Source organism: Streptomyces sp. NBC_01089 (assembly GCF_045162975.1).
In the GTDB taxonomy this organism is placed as follows: Bacteria; Actinomycetota; Actinomycetes; order Streptomycetales; family Streptomycetaceae; genus Streptomyces.
On record NZ_CP108660.1, the window covers coordinates 1,823,659 to 1,841,248 of the forward strand.

Annotated in this window: 13 protein-coding genes; 10 read left to right on the forward strand and 3 right to left on the reverse strand. The window is 72.5% G+C overall.

Annotation, left to right across the window (positions count from 1 at the left end):
• Position 1 precedes the first annotated feature (1 nt).
• From hypF to OG510_RS08080, 5 genes are all read left to right on the forward strand, one after another.
• Positions 2-2,656, forward strand: coding sequence for a carbamoyltransferase HypF (gene hypF, locus OG510_RS08060; protein WP_406136083.1), 2,655 nt, complete (start codon positions 2-4; stop codon positions 2,654-2,656).
• A 66-nt stretch (positions 2,657-2,722) separates the two neighbouring features.
• Positions 2,723-3,025: a HypC/HybG/HupF family hydrogenase formation chaperone gene (locus tag OG510_RS08065; RefSeq protein WP_164266094.1), complete on the forward strand. Its 303-nt coding sequence runs from the start codon at positions 2,723-2,725 to the stop codon at positions 3,023-3,025.
• A complete protein-coding gene (gene hypD, locus OG510_RS08070) occupies positions 3,022-4,125 on the forward strand; it encodes a hydrogenase formation protein HypD (protein WP_406136084.1) in 1,104 nt (367 codons plus the stop codon). Before OG510_RS08065 ends, hypD begins: the two co-directional genes overlap by 4 nt.
• An 8-nt stretch (positions 4,126-4,133) precedes the next feature.
• Complete coding sequence (gene hypE, locus OG510_RS08075; protein ID WP_406142332.1) at positions 4,134-5,201, forward strand: hydrogenase expression/formation protein HypE; 1,068 nt, start codon at positions 4,134-4,136, stop codon at positions 5,199-5,201.
• Positions 5,202-5,918 carry a DUF6390 family protein gene (locus OG510_RS08080; RefSeq protein ID WP_406136085.1) on the forward strand — a complete coding sequence of 239 codons (717 nt, stop codon included), beginning with the start codon at positions 5,202-5,204 and terminating at the stop codon, positions 5,916-5,918.
• 69 nt (positions 5,919-5,987) lie between these two features.
• On the opposite strand, the gene OG510_RS08085 is transcribed toward OG510_RS08080, so the two are convergent.
• Complete coding sequence (locus OG510_RS08085) at positions 5,988-6,590, reverse strand: TetR/AcrR family transcriptional regulator (protein WP_406136086.1); 603 nt, start codon at positions 6,588-6,590, stop codon at positions 5,988-5,990.
• A gap of 142 nt (positions 6,591-6,732) precedes the next feature.
• Between OG510_RS08085 and OG510_RS08090 the strand changes: the two genes are divergently transcribed.
• From OG510_RS08090 to OG510_RS08110, 5 genes are all read left to right on the forward strand, one after another.
• Positions 6,733-8,190, forward strand: a complete 1,458-nt coding sequence (locus OG510_RS08090; RefSeq protein WP_406136087.1) for a purine-cytosine permease family protein — start codon at positions 6,733-6,735, stop codon at positions 8,188-8,190.
• A complete protein-coding gene (locus OG510_RS08095; protein WP_406136088.1) occupies positions 8,187-9,659 on the forward strand; it encodes an aldehyde dehydrogenase in 1,473 nt (490 codons plus the stop codon). The genes OG510_RS08090 and OG510_RS08095 overlap by 4 nt, the downstream gene beginning before the upstream one ends.
• Positions 9,656-10,972, forward strand: coding sequence for an ArgE/DapE family deacylase (locus OG510_RS08100; protein ID WP_406136089.1), 1,317 nt, complete (start codon positions 9,656-9,658; stop codon positions 10,970-10,972). Before OG510_RS08095 ends, OG510_RS08100 begins: the two co-directional genes overlap by 4 nt.
• A 74-nt stretch (positions 10,973-11,046) precedes the next feature.
• Entirely contained in the window at positions 11,047-12,396 is a 1,350-nt protein-coding gene (locus OG510_RS08105; protein WP_406136090.1) for an aspartate aminotransferase family protein, read from the forward strand.
• Positions 12,397-12,611: 215 nt separating this feature from the next.
• Positions 12,612-14,114: an APC family permease gene (locus OG510_RS08110; RefSeq protein ID WP_406136091.1), complete on the forward strand. Its 1,503-nt coding sequence runs from the start codon at positions 12,612-12,614 to the stop codon at positions 14,112-14,114.
• Positions 14,115-14,207: 93 nt separating this feature from the next.
• On the opposite strand, the gene OG510_RS08115 is transcribed toward OG510_RS08110, so the two are convergent.
• On the reverse strand, positions 14,208-17,111 hold the full coding sequence (locus tag OG510_RS08115; RefSeq protein ID WP_406136092.1) for an FUSC family protein: 2,904 nt from the start codon (positions 17,109-17,111) through the stop codon (positions 14,208-14,210).
• On the reverse strand, positions 17,108-17,566 hold the full coding sequence (locus OG510_RS08120) for a MarR family winged helix-turn-helix transcriptional regulator (RefSeq protein ID WP_406136094.1): 459 nt from the start codon (positions 17,564-17,566) through the stop codon (positions 17,108-17,110). The genes OG510_RS08115 and OG510_RS08120 overlap by 4 nt, the downstream gene beginning before the upstream one ends.
• Between the last annotated feature and the right edge of the window lie 24 nt (positions 17,567-17,590).

The window sequence follows — 17,590 nt, forward strand, 5'->3', positions numbered from 1 at the left end:
CATGTGCCTTGGCATTCCGGGGCGGGTGGTGGAGCTCGTCGACGGATACGCGGGTCAGCTCGCCCTCGTCGATGTCGAGGGCGCGCAGCGGCGGGTCAACGTCGGGATGCTCGACTCCCCTCCTGCGGACGGCGACTGGGTGCTGCTCCACATGGGGTTTGCGCTGGAGATCATCGACGCGGCGAAGGCCGGGGAGGCGCTCTCCGGCCTGGAGATGATGGGCCGCGGTCGCGACGGGGAGGCCGCACCCGGCGGTACGGCCCCCGCGGACAGGGCCGACAGAGCCGACAGACTTGACGGGGCTGACCAGGCTGACGGGGCTGACAGGGCTGACAGGCCGGACCCAGCCGACCGGGTGCGGCGGCGGTTCGAGGTGCACGGGGTGGTCCAGGGGGTCGGGTTCCGGCCGTTCGTCTATGTCGGTGCCCGTGAACTCGCCCTCAGCGGTTCGGTGGTGAACACCGGGTCCGGTGTGGTCGCCGAAGTGGAGGGCGCGGCGGGGGCGGTGGCCGAGTTCGGCAGGAGGCTGCGTACGGACGCGCCGCCGCTGGCCGTGGTCGAGGCCGTCCATGAGTCGGACCTGGCGACCCTGGGCGGCACGGAGTTCACCATCGGGGAGTCCGACGGCGCGGGCCCGGCCCGCACCCTGGTCTCGCCCGATGTCGCGACGTGCCGGGAGTGCCTGGCCGAGATGCGCGATCCGGCGAACCGCCGCTACCGCCATCCCTTCATCACCTGCACCCACTGCGGCCCCCGGTTCACCATCGTCACCGGTGTGCCGTACGACCGGGCGGCCACCACCATGGCCGCCTTCGAGATGTGCGGCGACTGCCGGGCGGAGTACGGCGATCCGGGTGACCGGCGCTTCCACGCCCAGCCGATCGCCTGCCACGCGTGCGGGCCGACGCTCGAACTGGTCCGCAAGGACGGGGCATCGGCGAGCGGCGATGACGCGCTGCGCGGCGCCCGGGAGCTGCTGGCCGACGGCCGGATCGTCGCGGTGAAGGGGCTCGGCGGCTACCACCTCGCGTGCGACGCCCGCAACGAGGCGGCGGTGGCCGAGCTGCGGCGGCGCAAACGGCGCGGCGGCAAGCCCTTCGCGGTGATGGTCGCGGACACCGGGGTCGCGGCGGAGCTGGTGACGCTCACCGCTGACGAGGAGCGGCTGCTGACCGGTGTCCGCAGGCCGATCGTGCTGCTGCCCGGGCGCGGGACACCGCGGGGAGCCGGGCTCGCCGCCTCGGTGGCGCCGGACAGCCCGGATCTGGGGCTGATGCTTCCGTACACCCCGCTGCACGTCCTGCTGTTCGGCATCGGCGACGACCGGCCGGGGCCCGACGCGCTGGTGATGACCTCGGCCAACCTCTCGGGTGAGCCGATCGTCACCGATGACGCGGTGGCCCTCACCGGGCTCGCGCCGCTGGCCGACGCCTGGCTGCGGCACGACCGCCGCATCGAGGTGCCGTGCGACGACTCGGTCAGCCGGTTCGTGGCGGGCGCCGAGCTTCCGCTGCGCCGCTCCCGCGGTTACGCCCCGCTGCCGCTGGCGCTGCCCTTCGACGTACCGCCGCTCCTCGCGGCCGGCGCTGACCTCAAGAACACCTGCGCGCTGGCCGAGGGGCGCTACGCCTGGGTGAGCCAGCACATCGGTGACATGGGCACCCTGGCCACGGCCGACGCACTGACCCGGGCCGAGCGGCAGCTCGAGCTGCTCACCGGCGTCGAGCCGGGGCAGCTGGTGGCCGATCTGCACCCCGGATACCGGTCGGCTGCCTGGGCGGTGGCCCACGCCGGGTCCCGGCCGGTGCGGCGGGTGCAGCACCACCACGCCCATATCGCGTCGGTCATGGGCGAGCACGGCGTCGGAGCGGGCGACAGCGTGATCGGGGTCGCCTTCGACGGCACGGGCGCCGGTACGGACGGGGCGGCGTGGGGCGGCGAGGTGCTGATCGCCGGCTACAAGTCGTACGAGCGGGCCGCGCACCTGGGGTACGTACCGCTGGCGGGCGGCGACGCGAGTGTGCTGCGGCCCTACCGGATGGCGCTGGCCCACCTGCACGCGGCCGGGGTCGGGCCGGACGAGCGGCTGCCGTGCGTGCGGGCCTGCCCGCCGAGGGAACGGGACGTGCTGGCCCATCAGTTCGCCACCGGGTTCGGCTGTGTGCCGACGTCGAGCATGGGCCGGCTCTTCGACGCGGTGGCCTCGCTGGCCGGGGTCCGCCACGAGGTGGAGTACGAGGCGGAGGCGGCGATCGGTCTCGAGGCGCTGGCCAGGGCCGCCGGGCCGGATCCGGCGGACGCGTACTCCTTCGGGATCCGGGATGCGGTGGACGGCGGGCCCGTCGTCGCCGATCCGGGACCTGTGGTGCGCGCGGTGGTGTCGGACGTACGGGCGGTGGCTCCGGCCGAGCAGATCGCGGCGCGCTTCCACGCCTGTGTCGCCGCCCTGACCGTCACCCTGGCCGGGCTCGCACGCGAGAGGACCGGGCTCGGGGTGGTGGCGCTCGGCGGCGGCGTCTTCCAGAACGCCGTGCTCCTGGAGGCCGCCCAACGCGGCCTGGAAGCAGCGGACTTCACCGTGCTCCGGCCGAGACTGCTGCCCCCGAACGACGGTGGTATCGCCCTCGGGCAGCTCCTGATCGCCGCGTCGGGCTGACCCCCGTACGCCGGGACATCCGCAGAGATCCACCGGATCCACCGGGATCCACAGAGAAGAGGGACCATGTGTCTGGCAGTTCCGGGGCGCGTCCTCAGCACCGCCGAGGTCGACGGCACGCTGATGGCCGACGTCGACTTCGGCGGGGTGCGCAAAGAGGTGTGCCTCCAGTACATCCCCGATGTGACGGCCGGTGAGTACGTCGTCGTACACGTCGGGTTCGCCATCCAGCGGCTCGACGAGGAGTCGGCCCGGCGGACGCTGGCCGATTTCGACCGGCTCGGCATCCTGGAGGAGGAGTTCGGCGACGGCTTCGAACTCGCCGCACGGGCCGCACAGCAGGAGTTCCCCGAAGGAGTGGTCCGGTGAAGTACCTCGACGAGTTCAGCGACCCCGAGCTGGCGAAGAAGCTGCTCGACCAGATCCATGCGGCGACCACCCGGCCGTGGGCCCTGATGGAGGTGTGCGGCGGCCAGACCCACTCGATCATCCGGCACGGCATCGACCAGCTGCTGCCCGAGGGCGTCGAGCTGATCCACGGGCCCGGCTGTCCGGTCTGTGTCACCCCGCTGGAGATCATCGACCGGGCGCTCGCCATCGCGGCCCGGCCGGGGGTCATCTTCTGCTCGTTCGGTGACATGCTGCGGGTGCCGGGCAGCAGCCAGGACCTGTTCTCGGTGAAGAGCGCCGGAGGGGACGTCCGGGTGGTGTACTCGCCGCTCGACGCGCTGAAGCTGGCCCAGGAGAACCCGGACCGTGAGGTCGTCTTCTTCGGGATCGGCTTCGAGACCACGGCCCCGGCGAACGCGATGACCGTGTACCAGGCCAGGCGGCTGGGCGTACGGAACTTCTCCCTGCTGGTCTCGCACGTGCTGGTGCCGCCCGCGATCTCGGCGATCATGGAGTCCGCCACCTGCCGGGTGCAGGGCTTCCTCGCCGCCGGTCATGTGTGCAGCGTGATGGGCACGGCGGAGTACCCGCCGCTCGCCGAGAAGTACCGGGTGCCGATCGTCGTCACCGGCTTCGAGCCGCTGGACATCCTCGAAGGCATCCGGCGCACGGTCGTCCAGCTGGAGGAGGGCCGCCACGAAGTGGAGAACGCCTACTCCAGGGCCGTACGGGACGAGGGCAACCTGCCCGCGATGGAGATGCTGCGGGACGTCTTCGATGTGACCGACAGGACCTGGCGCGGCATCGGGATGATTCCCCGCAGCGGCTGGCGACTCGCTCCCGGTTACGCGGAGTTCGACGCGGAGCAGCGGTTCGACGTGACCGGTATCCACACCGCCGAGTCGGCGCTCTGCCGCTCGGGCGAGGTCCTCCAGGGGCTGATCAAGCCGCATGAGTGCGCCGCCTTCGGCAAGGAGTGCACCCCGCGCAATCCGCTGGGCGCCACCATGGTGTCGTCCGAGGGTGCCTGCGCCGCCTACCACACATACCGCCGACTGGAACTGGTCGAAGCCAAGTGACCGAAGCGATGCAGTCCCCCGCCGAGCTGGATTTCGAGAGCTGGGTCTGTCCGGTCCCGCTGCGCGAGACGCCGTCCGTGGTGATGGGCCACGGGGGCGGCGGCGCGATGTCGGGCGAGCTGATCGAGCATCTGTTCCTGCCCGCCTACGGCTCGGCGGCCGCGGCCGAACTGGGTGACTCGGCCGTGCTGTCGGCCGGCGGCGGCTCCCGTCTCGCCTTCTCCACCGACTCCTATGTGGTGAAGCCGATGTTCTTCCCCGGCGGGTCGATCGGCGATCTGGCCGTGAACGGGACGGTGAACGACCTCGCGATGTCGGGCGCGGTCCCGCTGTTCCTCTCGACGGCCTTCATCCTCCAGGAGGGCACCGCACTCGATGAACTCGGCCGTATCGCCGAAGCGTTGGGAGCTGCGGCGCGGTCCGCGGGCGTCCAGCTGGTCACCGGGGACACCAAGGTCGTCGACAGCGCCAGTGGTGACGGCGTCTTCATCAACACCTCGGGGATCGGTGTGGTGCCCGACGGCGTCGACATCGGCCCGCGCCGGGCGCGCCCCGGGGACGCCGTCCTCATCAGCGGCGACATCGGGGTGCACGGGGTGGCGGTGCTGAGCTGCCGGGACGGTCTTGAGTTCGGCACCACGGTCGAGAGCGACACGGCCGCGCTGCACGGTCTCGTCGCCGGGATGATCGCGACCGGCGCCGATCTGCATGTGCTGCGGGACCCGACCCGTGGCGGGGTCGCGGCCTCGCTGAACGAGATCGCCCGCGCCGCCGATGTCGGGATCGAGCTGGTGGAACGGGAGCTGCCGGTCCCGGACACGGTGCGCGACGCGTGCAGTCTGCTGGGGCTCGACCCGCTCCAGGTGGCCAATGAGGGCAAGCTGATCGCGGTGGTGCCCGCCGAGAGCGCCGACGAGGTCATCGCCGCGCTGCGGGCGCACCCGCTGGGCCGCTCGGCCCGCCGGATCGGCACCTGCGTCCCCGACCACGCCGGGATGGTGGTGGCGAGGACCGGGCTCGGCGGCAGCCGGGTGGTCGGGCTGCCGATCGGCGAACAGCTGCCGCGGATCTGCTGAGTGAGCGCCGAGGGCGCGCTGCTGTTCGCGCGTTACGCCTATCCCCCCAACGAACTCGGCTACTGCGGCCCTGACGACGCGGCGGCGCTGCTGCGTCCCGGTGCGGTGGCCGGGATGGAGGCGCGGGCCCGGCAGTTCGACGGCGCCTGGTGCTATCTCGAATTCCTCGCGGAGTCGGCGGGCATCGCCGATCCGCTCGACGCGCGGGTGGTCGAGGCGTACTGGATCGGCAACGAACTCCTCGACCTGGCCGACCCGGCGGCGCTGGTGGAGCGGCTGCTCGACCGGTTCCGCGGGCAGCCGGGCGGCACCTGGCGGGAGGCCGCGCACCGGGCCGTCCCGCACCACAGCTTCCAGGTGTACGACGTGTATCCGTGGGCAGTACTGCTGCGCGCCGGCGGCAACCCGGCCGCGCTGTCCGTGCTCGACCGGTGCCGGATCCGTACCGGGGTGGTCACCGGCGTCGACGGTGAGTCGGCGACCGTGGAGTCCCGCCCGCTGAGCTGGGACGGGAAGGTGCTCGTGACGGGGCCGCCGCGGCGGGAGCGGGTCCGCTGGTCCACCGGCGGCAGGTCGCTGATCGCCGGGGTCTCCCCCGGTGACCGGGTGGCGCTGCACTGGGACTGGGTCTGCGATGTGCTCACCGACGAGCAGGCCGCGCGGATCGAGTCCATCGAGGGCGTGCGGCACGGTGAGATCAACTCCCTGACGGCATAGGGGCCCTCCCGCGGCCCGGCCCCACCCGACGCGGCGGCCGGGCCACGCTCCGCCCGGCGGCGCGCCGGTTCACAGGCCCGGGCAGCCGGTGGCCGTGCGCGCGTAACCGGCGATCATCCGCAGCGCCGCCGTGCGGTCGACGGCGGTGTTGCGGCTGACGATGTGCAGGCCGTAGCCGTCCTCCAGGGTCACCAGATTGCGGGCGGTGTCCTGGAGGGGCTCGGTCAGCGTGAAGTCGCCCGAGGCCGAGCCGAGTTCGAGGACCGTCGCGTACAGCGCGGTCTCCCGCGCGAAGAGCGAACCCATGAGCGCGGCGTGCGAGGCGCTGCGGTCGGCTCTGCTGTGCAGCTCGTACAGCAGCCGGTGCGCGGCGTCATCGGCGTCGGCGGGCAGACCGGACGCGATGGCTTCGCGCAGCCGCGCCACGGGGTCGGCGATGCCGTCCGTACGGCTGTGCCGGTCGGCGAGGAACCGCTCGACGGCGCCCTGGTGGACCTCGAAGACGAGATCGTCCAGGTCCGGGTAGTAGTAGAGGACCGACCCCGCGGAGACACCCGCCTCGGCCGCGATGTCCTTGATCCGCAGGCCGGCGATGCCCCGTTCGGAAATCGCCCGGCCGGCCGCGTCGATGAGCGCCTCGCGTCGGGCTCCCTGGTTCTTGGGTCGCGCCATGAAGTCATTCTCCGTCCGTCAGTTCAATTTACCTGACATCAGCGTGCCATTGCTATTGACGGCGCCCTCCACCATTGTTTGAATCTCGCATCAAAGAACCCGGCCTTGCAGGGCGCGCTCCGAACCGCGCCGAGGAGGCAGCATGGAACACCACTCGTCGCCCGCCCCCGGCGTCGTGGAGCACCGCACCATCGACGTCGTCCCCACCGCCGAACGGCACGGCCGCACCCGCGATCTGTTCACCATCTGGTTCAGCGCCAACCTGGGCCCGCTGACCGTCGTCACCGGCGCTCTGGCGCCCACCGCTTTCGGCCTCTCCTTCTGGTGGAGCCTGGCCGCCCTGCTGGCCGGGCATCTCGGCGGCGGCTTCCTGATGGCGCTGCACTCGGCGCAGGGCCCGCAGCTCGGCGTACCGCAGATGATCCAGAGCCGCGGCCAGTTCGGTTCGGTGGGCGCGCTCGCCGTCGTCCTCGTCGTCATCGTCATGTATCAGGGCTTCTTCGCCTCCAATCTGGTCGTCGGCGCCCAGTCGCTGAGCGAGGTGACCCCGGTCGGCCAGCACATGGGGGTGCTGATCGGCGCGGTGGTCAGTCTGGCCGTCGCCGTCGTGGGCTACCGGCTGATGCACCGGATCGGGACGCTCACCAGCTGGGTGTTCGGCGCCGTCCAACTCGCCGGCGCCGTCTGGCTGTTCACCGAGGGTCTGCCCGACGGCTTCCTGACCGGGGGCGGCTTCAGCGTCGGCGGGTTCCTCGGGGTGGTCTCCGTCGGGGCGCTCTGGCAGATCGCCTACGCGCCGTACGTCTCGGACTACTCGCGCTACATGCCGGCCGGCCGGGCCGGGGTCCGCTCGACCCTCTGGTGCACCTACGCCGGGTGCGTCATCGGCAGCCTGCTCCCCATGGTGGTCGGCGCGGCCATCGGCCTCGCCGGCGGCGACAACCCGATCGCGGCTCTGGACCAGCTGCTCGGCAGCACGCTCGGGCAGCTCACCCTGTGGAGCTTCGCCCTGGTCACGATGCTCACCAACGCCATGAACCTGTACGGGGCGGTGCTGTGCGCGGTCACCGCCGTGCAGACCTTCGCCCACCGCTGGCTGCCCCGCGCCACCGGCCGCGCCGTCATCGGGACCGTCCTGACCCTGCTCTCCGTCGCGCTGGCCCTGGTGCTCGCCGGGTCCTTCATGAGCAGCTACCTCGATCTGATCTACGTCCTGCAGTACGTCCTGATCCCGTGGACGGCGATCAACCTCGTCGACTTCTATCTGATCCGGCACGGCAGTTACGACGTCGCGTCGTTCTTCGCCCGGGACGGCGGGATCTACGGCCGCTGGAACCCGGTCGCGCTGGGGGTCTACGTCCTCGGCATCCTCGCCGAGATCCCCTTCATGGCGCAGTCCCTCTACACCGGGCCCGTCGCCCACGCGCTCGGCGACACCGACCTCGGCTGGATCGCCGGGCTCGTGGTCACCGTCCCCGTCTATCTGCTGGCCGCCCGGAAGGCCGAGCGCAGGCGCCGCCCGGCCCCCGGCACCTCATCCCCCGACAGCACGACACCGCCCGTCTCACCCGCACCGACCTCCGGAGCCCCGACCGTATGAACACCCACGCCGACTGGCGCAGGCGCGCCGCAGAACTCACCTTCCGTACCCACGCGTTCATCGACGGCCGCTGGACCGCGGCCGCCGACGGAGCCACCTTCGCCACGGTCGATCCGGCCACCGGCCGTACGGTCGCCCAGGTCGCCCTGGGCGGCGCACCCGAGGTCGACGCGGCGGTCCGGGCCGCCCGTACCGCCTTCGACGACGGCCGCTGGTCCCGCGCCGACCCCGCCGTCCGCAAACGGGTCCTGCTGCGTCTGGCCGCACTCATCGAGGAGAACGGCCAGGAGCTGGCGCTCCTCGACACCCTCGACATGGGCAAGCCGATCACCGAGTCGTACGGCACCGACGTGCCGGGCGCCGCAGGCTGCTTCGCCTGGTACGCGGAGGCGGCGGACAAGCTGTACGACGAGGTCGCCCCCACCCCGCCGGGCAGTCTCGCGCTGGTGCGGCGCGCACCGCTCGGGGTCGTCGGCGCTGTGGTGCCGTGGAACTTCCCGCTGGACATCGCCGTCTGGAAGCTGGCGCCCGCGCTGGCCGCCGGTAACAGCGTCGTCCTCAAGCCCGCCGAGCAGTCCCCGCTGTCGGCGCTGCGGCTGGCCGAACTGGCCGCGGAGGCCGGGATGCCGGACGGGGTGCTCAATGTGGTGCCGGGCCCCGGACCCGCGGCCGGGCGCGCGCTCGGGCTCCATCCGGACGTGGACACCCTGGTCTTCACCGGTTCCACCGCCGTCGGCAAGCAGTTCCTTTCGTACGCGGCCGACTCCAACATGAAGCAGGTGTGGCTGGAGGCCGGCGGCAAGAGCCCCTGTCTGGTCTTCGCCGACGCCGATCTGGACGCCGCCGCCGAGCGCGCGGCGTGGGGCTTCCTCTACAACGCGGGCCAGGTCTGCTCGGCCAACACCCGGCTGCTGGTGGACGCTTCGATCGCCGATGACTTCACCGAACGGGTCGTCAAGCACACCGCCTCCTATGTGCCGGGCGATCCGCTCGATCCGGCCACCCGGCTCGGCCCGCTGGTCGACGAGCAGCAGGCAGCCCGGATCCTCGGCACGGTCACCGGCTCGGGCGGCCGCCTGGCCTGCGGCGGCACCCGGCCCGACCGGCCCGGCGCCTATCTGGACCCGACCGTGGTCACCGGTCTGGCCCCGGACGCGCCGCTGGCCCGCGACGAGCTGTTCGGGCCGGTGCTGACCGTGCTGCCGTTCACCGATGAGGCGGACGCGGTACGGATCGCCAACGACTCCCCGTACGGCCTCGCCGCGTCGCTCTGGACCCGTGATCTCTCCCGCGCCCACCGGGTGGCCGACGCGCTGCACGCCGGGACGGTCTCGGTGAACACCGTCGACGCGCTGAGCCCCGCCACTCCCTTCGGCGGGTTCAAGCAGTCGGGCTTCGGGCGCGATCTGTCCCTGCACTCCTTCGACAAGTACACGGGCCTGAAGACGACATGGATCGCATACGCATGACGAACACCTCCGTCCTGGCCGAGATCGACCGGCGCGCCGACGACCTGGTCAGCCTCACCTGCGACCTGGTGGCCTTCGACACCACGGTGCGCGGCAGCGCGGCCGAACCGGCGCGCGACGAGGCCGATCTGCAGGAGTATCTGGCCCACCGGCTGCGCGCGGCCGGTGCCACCGCCGATGTCTTCACCCCGGCCCCCGGCAGCCTGCCCGTGTCGCCGCAGACACCGCCGGGGCTCGGCTTCGACGGCCGCCCGCAGCTGATCGCCCGTTTCCCCGGTACGGGCGGCGGCAGGTCGCTGCTGTTCAACGGCCATATCGACGTGGTGTCCGCCGAGCCGAAGGCCGCCTGGAGCAGTGATCCGTTCCGCGCCGAGGTCCGCGACGGGCGACTGTACGGGCGCGGCACCTGCGACATGAAGGGCGGGATAGCCGCGGCGGTCGTCGCCGCCGAGGCGCTCGCCGCCCTCGGTGTCCGGCTGCCGGGCGATCTGCTGATCAACACCGCGACCGACGAGGAGTGGAACGGCGCGGGCACCCTCGCCTCGGTCCACCACGGCGTACGCGCGGACGCGGCGATCGTCCCGGAGCCGACCGACCTGGACGTCGTCACCGCGCAGCGGGGCATTCTCGGCGGCACCGTCACCGTGGCGGGCCGCCCCGGGCACGCCGAACACCCGCCGGGAGACTGGCGGGCCGGGGGCGCCGTCAACGCGATCGAGAAGACCCTTCCGGTGCTCGCCGCCCTCCAGCGGCTGCGTGAGCGCTGGGCGGCCGACCCCGCGCACCGGCACCCGCTGCTGCCGCCGCCGTCGATCGTGCCGACCACCATCAGGGGCGGCGAGTGGTGGGTGACCTACCCGGCGTCCTGCGAAGTCGCCCTGGACATCACCTATCTGCCGGTCCAGGCCGACCAAGGCGGCTGGGCGAGCCGGGTGCGCGACGACATCGAGCGGACAGTACGGGCGGCCTGCGCGGCGGACGACTGGCTCACCGCGCATCCGCCCCGGTTCGCCTGGGACACCGAACTGCCGCCCGCCGAGGTCGGATCCGGGCACCCGCTGGCCGGCCGGCTCGCCGCCTGCGCCACCGCGCTGGGCCGCACCCCCCGGGTGCTCGGCGAGCCCTCCTGGACCGACGCGGCGACCCTGACCCGCTACGGGCGCACCCCCGCCGTCTGTCTTGGGCCCACCGCGACCCGCCCGGACGGCTCCCCCACCCTCCACACCATCGACGAGTACATCGAGGTCAGCGATCTCGTCGATACCGCGAAGGCGCTGGCACTCGCCGCCGTCGAACTGACCGGCCCGGCCTGACCCGCGCCCGCGACCCGCACACCACGCCACACCACACCACACCCAGGAACACCTGAAGGAAAGGACGCACGACCATGCCCCTGAGCCATGCCGAACTCGCCGCCACCGACCGGGCGCACATCATCCACCCCTATCTCCCCGGGACCGCCGAGGAACGTGTCGTGATGACCGGCGGCTCCGGCTGCCGCCTCACCGACGCGGAGGGACGCTCGTACCTGGACGCGACCGGCGGGCTCTGGCTCGCCCAGATCGGCCACGGCCGTGAGGAGGTCGCCCAGGTCGCCTTCGACCAGATGAAGCAGCTGGAGTACTTCACCAGCTTCTGGGAGTTCTCCAACGACAAGGCCGTCGCGCTCGCCGCCCGACTGGCCTCGCTCGCCCCCGCGGGCCTGGGCCACGTCTACTTCACCTCGGGCGGCTCCGAGGGCAACGAGGCCGCCATCAAGATGGCCCGCTACTACCACCACCGGCGCGGCGACACCGACCGCACCTGGATCCTGGCCCGCGACAAGGCGTACCACGGCATCGGCTACGGCAGCGGATCCGCCACCGGATTCCCCGTCTACCACGAGGGGTTCGCCCCGATGATGCCGCACGTCTCGCACCTCACCCCGCCGTGGCCCTACCGCACCGAGCTCTACGGCGGCCAGGACCCCACCGACTTCCTGATCACCGAACTCGAGGCACGGATCGCGGACATCGGGGCCGGCAACATCGCCGCCATGATCGGCGAACCCATCATGGGGGTGGGCGGCATGCTCGTACCGCCGGCCGACTACTGGCCGCGGGTGCGCGAAGTCCTCGACCGGCACGGGATCCTGCTCGTCTTCGACGAGGTCGTCACCGCCTACGGGCGGGTCGGCGAGTGGTTCGCCGCGCAGCACTTCGGTGTCACCCCCGACATCATCGTCACCGCCAAGGGCATCACCTCCGGATACATTCCGCTCGGCGCGCTGCTCGTCGCCGACCGGGTCGCCGAGGTGCTGCTGCGCGACCACGGCTTCCCGATGGGGTACACGTACAACGGGCACCCGGTCGCGGCCGCCGTCGCCCTGGCCAACCTCGACATCATCGAACGCGAGGGGCTGCTCGGCCGCGCCGTCACCATGGGGGCCAAGCTGCACGCCGAACTGGAGGCCGAGCTGGGTGAGTTGCCGATCGTCGGGGAGATCAGGTCGGTCGGCATGATGCTCGCCGTCGAACTCGTGGCCGACCGCGCGTCCCGTACTCCGCTCCCCCTGGACCCGGCCCGGATGCCGCACGACGTCATCCGGCGCGAGACCGGTGTCATCGTCCGTGACTCCGCCCACAGCCTGGTCCTGTCACCGCCGCTGATCATGACGGATGCCGAGGCCAAGGAGGCCGCGGTGGCGCTGCGTTCGGTCCTGGAGCGCACCCTCCCGACCGGCGAGGTCCGGGCCTGAACCACCGGTCAGGGCAGCCGGGCGGGGCCACCGGAGCGACCGGCCCCGCCCGGCACCGGGCATGTACGACATCAGCCGACCGCAACCGTTCTTCACGTGCCTCCCGCGGCGCGTGCCAGCAGGAGGACCCCGTGTCTGCACCGGAGGACCCCGTGTCCCCAGCGTCCCCACCACCAGTTCCACCCGCACCACCGGCCTCACCCGCACCGGGCGCCGTGCCCCCGCCGCCCCATCTCTCCCGGAGCCTGCGCCGCTTCGACATCATGGCGATGGGTATCGCCGCCGTCATCTCCTTCGACGTGGTCGGGCAGATCGCCACCGGCGGCGGTGAGGCCGTCACCTGGACCGCCGTCATCGCGCTCTTCTTCCTCGTCCCGTACGCCCTGCTCTTCGCGGAGACGGGGGCCGCCTTCCCGCAGGAGGGCGGCCCCTATGTGTGGGTCAAGCTCGCCTACGGCAAGGCGACGGCCGCGTTCACCACCCTCTTCTACTGGGTCACCAACCCGGTGTGGCTGGGCGGTTCGCTGGTCTTCGCCGCTTCCGACGCCTGGAACGGCTATGTGTCGCACCTGGGCAGCGGCACCTTCGCCGACTACGCCTTCAAGCTCGTCTTCATCTGGGCCTCGATCCTGACCGCTGTCGTCTCGCTGCGCCGCGGCAAATGGATCACCACGGCCGGCGCGGTCGTCAAGGTGGGCTGTGTGCTCCTGTTCACCGGCACCGCCCTGGCCTACGGGCTGCGGCACGGCTTCGCCGGTCTGCACCACGCGCACTTCACCCCGACCACCGCGGGCTTCCTCGCCCTGGTCCCCGTCCTGCTCTTCGCCTATGTGGGGTTCGAGGCGCCGAACGCGGCCGGTGACGAGATGCACGACGCCAAGCGCGACGTCCCCGTCTCCATCGCGGTCTCCGCTTCCGTCGCGGCCTGCTGCTATCTGCTGCCGGTCATCGCCATCCTGTCCGTGGCACCGGCGGACAAGGTCACCGGCATCGGCGGATTCATGGAGGCGGCGGCCCTGGTCTTCGGCGTGTACGGCTCGTGGAGCGGCCCGCTGCTGACGGCGGCCGGAGTGATGTTCGCCTTCGCGCTGCTCACCCAGGGCAGCGCCTGGATGATCGTCAGCGACCGTATGCAGGCCATGGCGGCGGCCGACGGCGGGTTCTTCGGCCGCTCGCTCGGTGCGTTCCACCGCGGGCTCGGCACCCCGGTCCGGATGAATCTGCTGTCGGGGATCACCGCCACCTTCTTCATGATCGCGGCGACGAATCTCGTACGGGGTGACAGCGCGGCGGTGTTCGGCGTCGTCCTCACCGTCGCCATCACGACCCTGCTGCTGTCCTATCTGGTGGTCGTCCCGGCGCTCGTCACGCTGCGCCACCGCCACCGCGACGCGCCCCGCCCGTACACCGTGCCCTTCGGCACCGCGGGCTTCCGGGTCTGCGCGGCCCTGGTCTATGTGTGGATCCTGCTCGGCTCCTGGGTCGCGCTCTTCCCCGGCACCCTGGAGGCGGTCCTCGGGGTCGGCTACGACTTCCGGCACACCTGGGGCGTCAGCCGCACGACGTTCGAGGCGTTCACACTCGGCACGGTGCTGCTCCTGCTCGCCATCGGCGCGCTCGGCAGGGGCGTGGGCGCGGTCAGGGACCGTGCGACGGGTCCTGGAGACGCCACCGACGCCGCCGGATCCTCGGCGCGCGTGCACTCCACGGCGCCGTGAAGAACACACCGCCGACCGGACCGGGCTGTGCGGGCGGTCCGCACGGCCCCGGCGTCCGGCCGGCGGTGTGTTCGGTTGTGTTCGATGTGTTCCCTACTGCCCGGACGCCGGGTGGAGCCGGAGGTCGTGGTGCATCTCGCCCTCCGTGCGGGGCACCGACAGGAACTCGGCGCGCGGAGCGTGGGACGAGCCCGCCGCGATGAGCGTGTACGTACCGGGCTCGAGACCGGTGATCCGGTAGCGGCCGCCGACCGCCCGGACACCTGCCCGGCGCTTGCCGCGGGCGTTGACCACCGTGATCCACGCGTCGCAGTCGACCGGGTGGTCGTCGCACCGCACCGAACCGCTGACCGTGACCGGACCGCCGGTGGTGAGACCTCCGGTGTGCCGGACCCGCCCGGGGTCGGACGCGCGGGCTGCGGGCGCCGTGCCGGGGCCGGTGGCCTGCGCGGGCACCGGTGCCCCCGGGCCTGCCGGGTGCACCGCCCCGGCCGTTGCGCGGGGATCCGGTGCGCCGGCCGGCTTCTGCTCGGCGGACCGCCGGGTGTGCGCGGCCCACGCGGCCAGGACCTCCTGGGTACGGCGTTCCCGCGGGGTGGGGGGCGCGGTCCGTGGGGCGCCGGCGGGTGTCGTGACCTGCTCGGCCGCGACGGGGGCGGGCGCGGGGGCGACGGTCCGCAGACCGCGGCCCTCGGCGTATCCGGCCAGCACCTCGTCCAGCGCGGCCAGTTCCCTGAGCGCGATGTGCAGCCGGTCGGCCCGGGGGCCGGCCGGAGCCCGCAGCTCCCCTTCGAGGTCACGGACGAGCGGGCTCACCCGCACCCAGGTGCCTTCGGGCTCCCCGGTCGAGAAGTGCCGGTCGAGCTCGCGCAGCGAGTCCAGGAGCGTCTGGGTGATCCGCTCGACGTGCCCGGTGAGCCGGGGCCCGAGGTCGATGTCGACATCGGCGGCCGCGGCGAGCGCCCGGGCGTGCGCGGTGGCGGTGGCCAGGAGCGCGAGCCGGTTCTCGGCGCCGCGACCCCGTACCCCGATCGGCATCCGGACCAGCGGCCTGGCCACACTGCGGACCTGGAACAGGGCCGCGTCGACCCCGCGGGCCGCGCCGCGCAGCCGTACCGGGGCCTCGGGGTCCTCCCAGCGCTCACGGATCTGGGTGACCAGGTGCTCGAGCGCCGCGACATAGCCGCGGTCGGCCTCCTGGGCGACCTTCCGGGTGGAGAGCGGGAAGATCAGCGCGGCGCAGGCGGTGGCGACGAGGATGCCGATCCCGTTGTCGAGGAGACGCTCGGCGAGCAGATGGTCCATGCCGCTGTACGGCGTGGTCATCCCGTACAGCTGGACGAGCGCGACGACGAGCCCCACGACCCAGTAGGCGTACTGGCGCTGCATGCCCCAGGCGCCCAGGGTCAGGCCCGCCACGATGACCAGCAGCGTCGGATAGACGTGGCCGGGGCCTATGACGTGGAGCAGCCAGATGCCGACCACGGCGCCGACGGCCGTGCCGACCATGCGGTGGGCGAGCTTGCGCAGCCGCTCGGGCGTGGTGTTGGTGCCGAAGAGCGTGATCATCACGCCGACCAGGCCCCAGTAGAAGCGCCGGGGGTCGATCGCGTCGGTGATCGGGCAGACGATGGCGCAGGCCACCGCCGCGTGCAGCGGTACGCGTACGTACGGGACGACGCGCCGCCAGCCCTTCAGCTCCTGGGCCGCCGCGATCCTGCGGGCGACCGCGCCGGTCCCGGCCGGGCGGTTCTGCTCCAGGGCAACCGTGGGCTGGAAGGGGACCTTGGCGCGGGCCTTCGGCGCGTTCCAGCCGAGGTCGAGCCAGTGTGCGAGGGAGTCGGCGAGCGAGTCGAGGAGATGACCGACCCGCCGGGCCAGCACCGCGGCCTCCGCCTCGTCGGGGCTCGCGCTCCGGTCGGCGAGTACGTCGTCGGCCTGCTGCTGGATGAGCCGGGCCGCCGGGTGCAGTGCGTCGGCCCGGCCGAGCGGGGTGTCACGGGCGACGACCAGCGCGACGACCATCGCCTCGCGCAGGCGCTGCGGCACGGGCAGCCGGGTGAGCCGCTGCACCGCCTGGCCGATGCCCTGCAGGGCGAGTTCGGCGTCGAAGAGGTACTGGTGGAGCAGCTCGGCGGTGTGCGGGTCGGCGGCGACCTCGGGCTGGGCGAGGCGGCCGTCGATGGTGACGGTGGTGATGTTGAGACGGCGCAGGCTGCGCCGCATGCGCTTGATCGCGACCTCGTGGTCGGCGTCGGGGTCGAGCGCGGCGGTGGCGGCGTCACCGACCCGGCGCGCCTCGACGACGAACGCGCGCTGGGTGCGGAGCAGGTCCTCGCGGGGCATCGGGCAGCAGAGCAGGAGCCGGGCGGCGAGGATGGCCGCCGATGACACCAGCGCGACGACGAAGAGCTTCCCGCACAGGTTCAGCGGGATGTTCGCCATCATGCCGACCATGAACGAGTTGAAGAGCATCATGCCGGTGAGCAGGGCCAGCGACCCGAACCGCGCGAGGAAGAAGGTGAGCGCAAGCGCCACCACCATCAGGGTGAGTTCCAGCGCACGGTCGTCGTGCAGCCACGCGGCGAGCGGCAGCACGGCCGAGTAGGGGAACGGCATCCACAGGATGGAGCGGGTCAGCCGGAGCGGGGTGTTCTCGGCGATGGCGAACGCGCTCATCAGGCCCATCATGCCGCCGACCATCATGCCGAGCATGGCCGGCAGGGTCAGGGCGACGGACATCCCGTAGCCGACGGCGAGGCCGGTGGTGATGGCGACCAGGGAGCGCCATCCGGCCTGCAGCTGGCCGAGCCCGGGGTCGGCGGCGAGTACGCCGTCCCACCAGCGTCTCGGCCCGCCGACCCGGCGGGGTGCGACGGAGCCTCCGGTACGGGGCGGCCGGCCCCCGTCCTGTCCGGCCGCGCGGTCCGGGTGAGCGGTTTCGGTGGCTGGGACGGCTGAGGTGCCTGAGGCAGCCGGGGTGGCTGGGGTGGTCAACTGACCTCCGGTTCGACGGCGTGCAGAAGGGTGGATACCGCATCCCGGGCCAGTCCCACGGCCCGCTCCGGATCGTCGACGTTCGTGCGCAGCCCTTCGAGGAGGGCCGCGGCCATGCGCTGCCGTGCCCGCTCGAGGAGCTCGCCGCCGGCGGATGTGAGGGACGCCTCAACGACGCGCCGGTCCTTGGCGCAGCGTTCGCGCTCGATGAGCCCGCGTTCCTCCAGCTCCTGGAGGACGACGGTCACCCGCGGCTGGGCGATGCCGGTGTAGGCGGCGATCTCGGTGACCCGGCGCGGGGTGGGCTCCAGGGCGTCGAGTACGGCGGTGTGGCTGCGCGGAAGTCCGAATTCCCCGGCCCTGAACAGGGCCTGGGAGAGCCGTCCGATGCCTCGCAGGAGTCCTCGGGCGGCGTCCTCGATCCGCTGTTCGTCGGAGGCCGGGGATAGATGCATATCGCAATTATATATTGCCGTCAG

Excerpts from the sequence above, each read along its gene's own strand:
- hypF (WP_406136083.1), top strand. The coding sequence starts at position 2 with ATGTGCCTTGGCATTCCGGGGCGGGTGGTGGAGCTCGTCGACGGATAC.
- OG510_RS08065 (WP_164266094.1), top strand. The coding sequence starts at position 2,723 with ATGTGTCTGGCAGTTCCGGGGCGCGTCCTCAGCACCGCCGAGGTCGAC.
- hypE (WP_406142332.1), top strand. The coding sequence starts at position 4,134 with ATGCAGTCCCCCGCCGAGCTGGATTTCGAGAGCTGGGTCTGTCCGGTC.
- OG510_RS08085 (WP_406136086.1), bottom strand. The coding sequence starts at position 6,590 with ATGGCGCGACCCAAGAACCAGGGAGCCCGACGCGAGGCGCTCATCGAC.
- OG510_RS08090 (WP_406136087.1), top strand. The coding sequence starts at position 6,733 with ATGGAACACCACTCGTCGCCCGCCCCCGGCGTCGTGGAGCACCGCACC.
- OG510_RS08095 (WP_406136088.1), top strand. The coding sequence starts at position 8,187 with ATGAACACCCACGCCGACTGGCGCAGGCGCGCCGCAGAACTCACCTTC.
- OG510_RS08100 (WP_406136089.1), top strand. The coding sequence starts at position 9,656 with ATGACGAACACCTCCGTCCTGGCCGAGATCGACCGGCGCGCCGACGAC.
- OG510_RS08105 (WP_406136090.1), top strand. The coding sequence starts at position 11,047 with ATGCCCCTGAGCCATGCCGAACTCGCCGCCACCGACCGGGCGCACATC.
- OG510_RS08120 (WP_406136094.1), bottom strand. The coding sequence starts at position 17,566 with ATGCATCTATCCCCGGCCTCCGACGAACAGCGGATCGAGGACGCCGCC.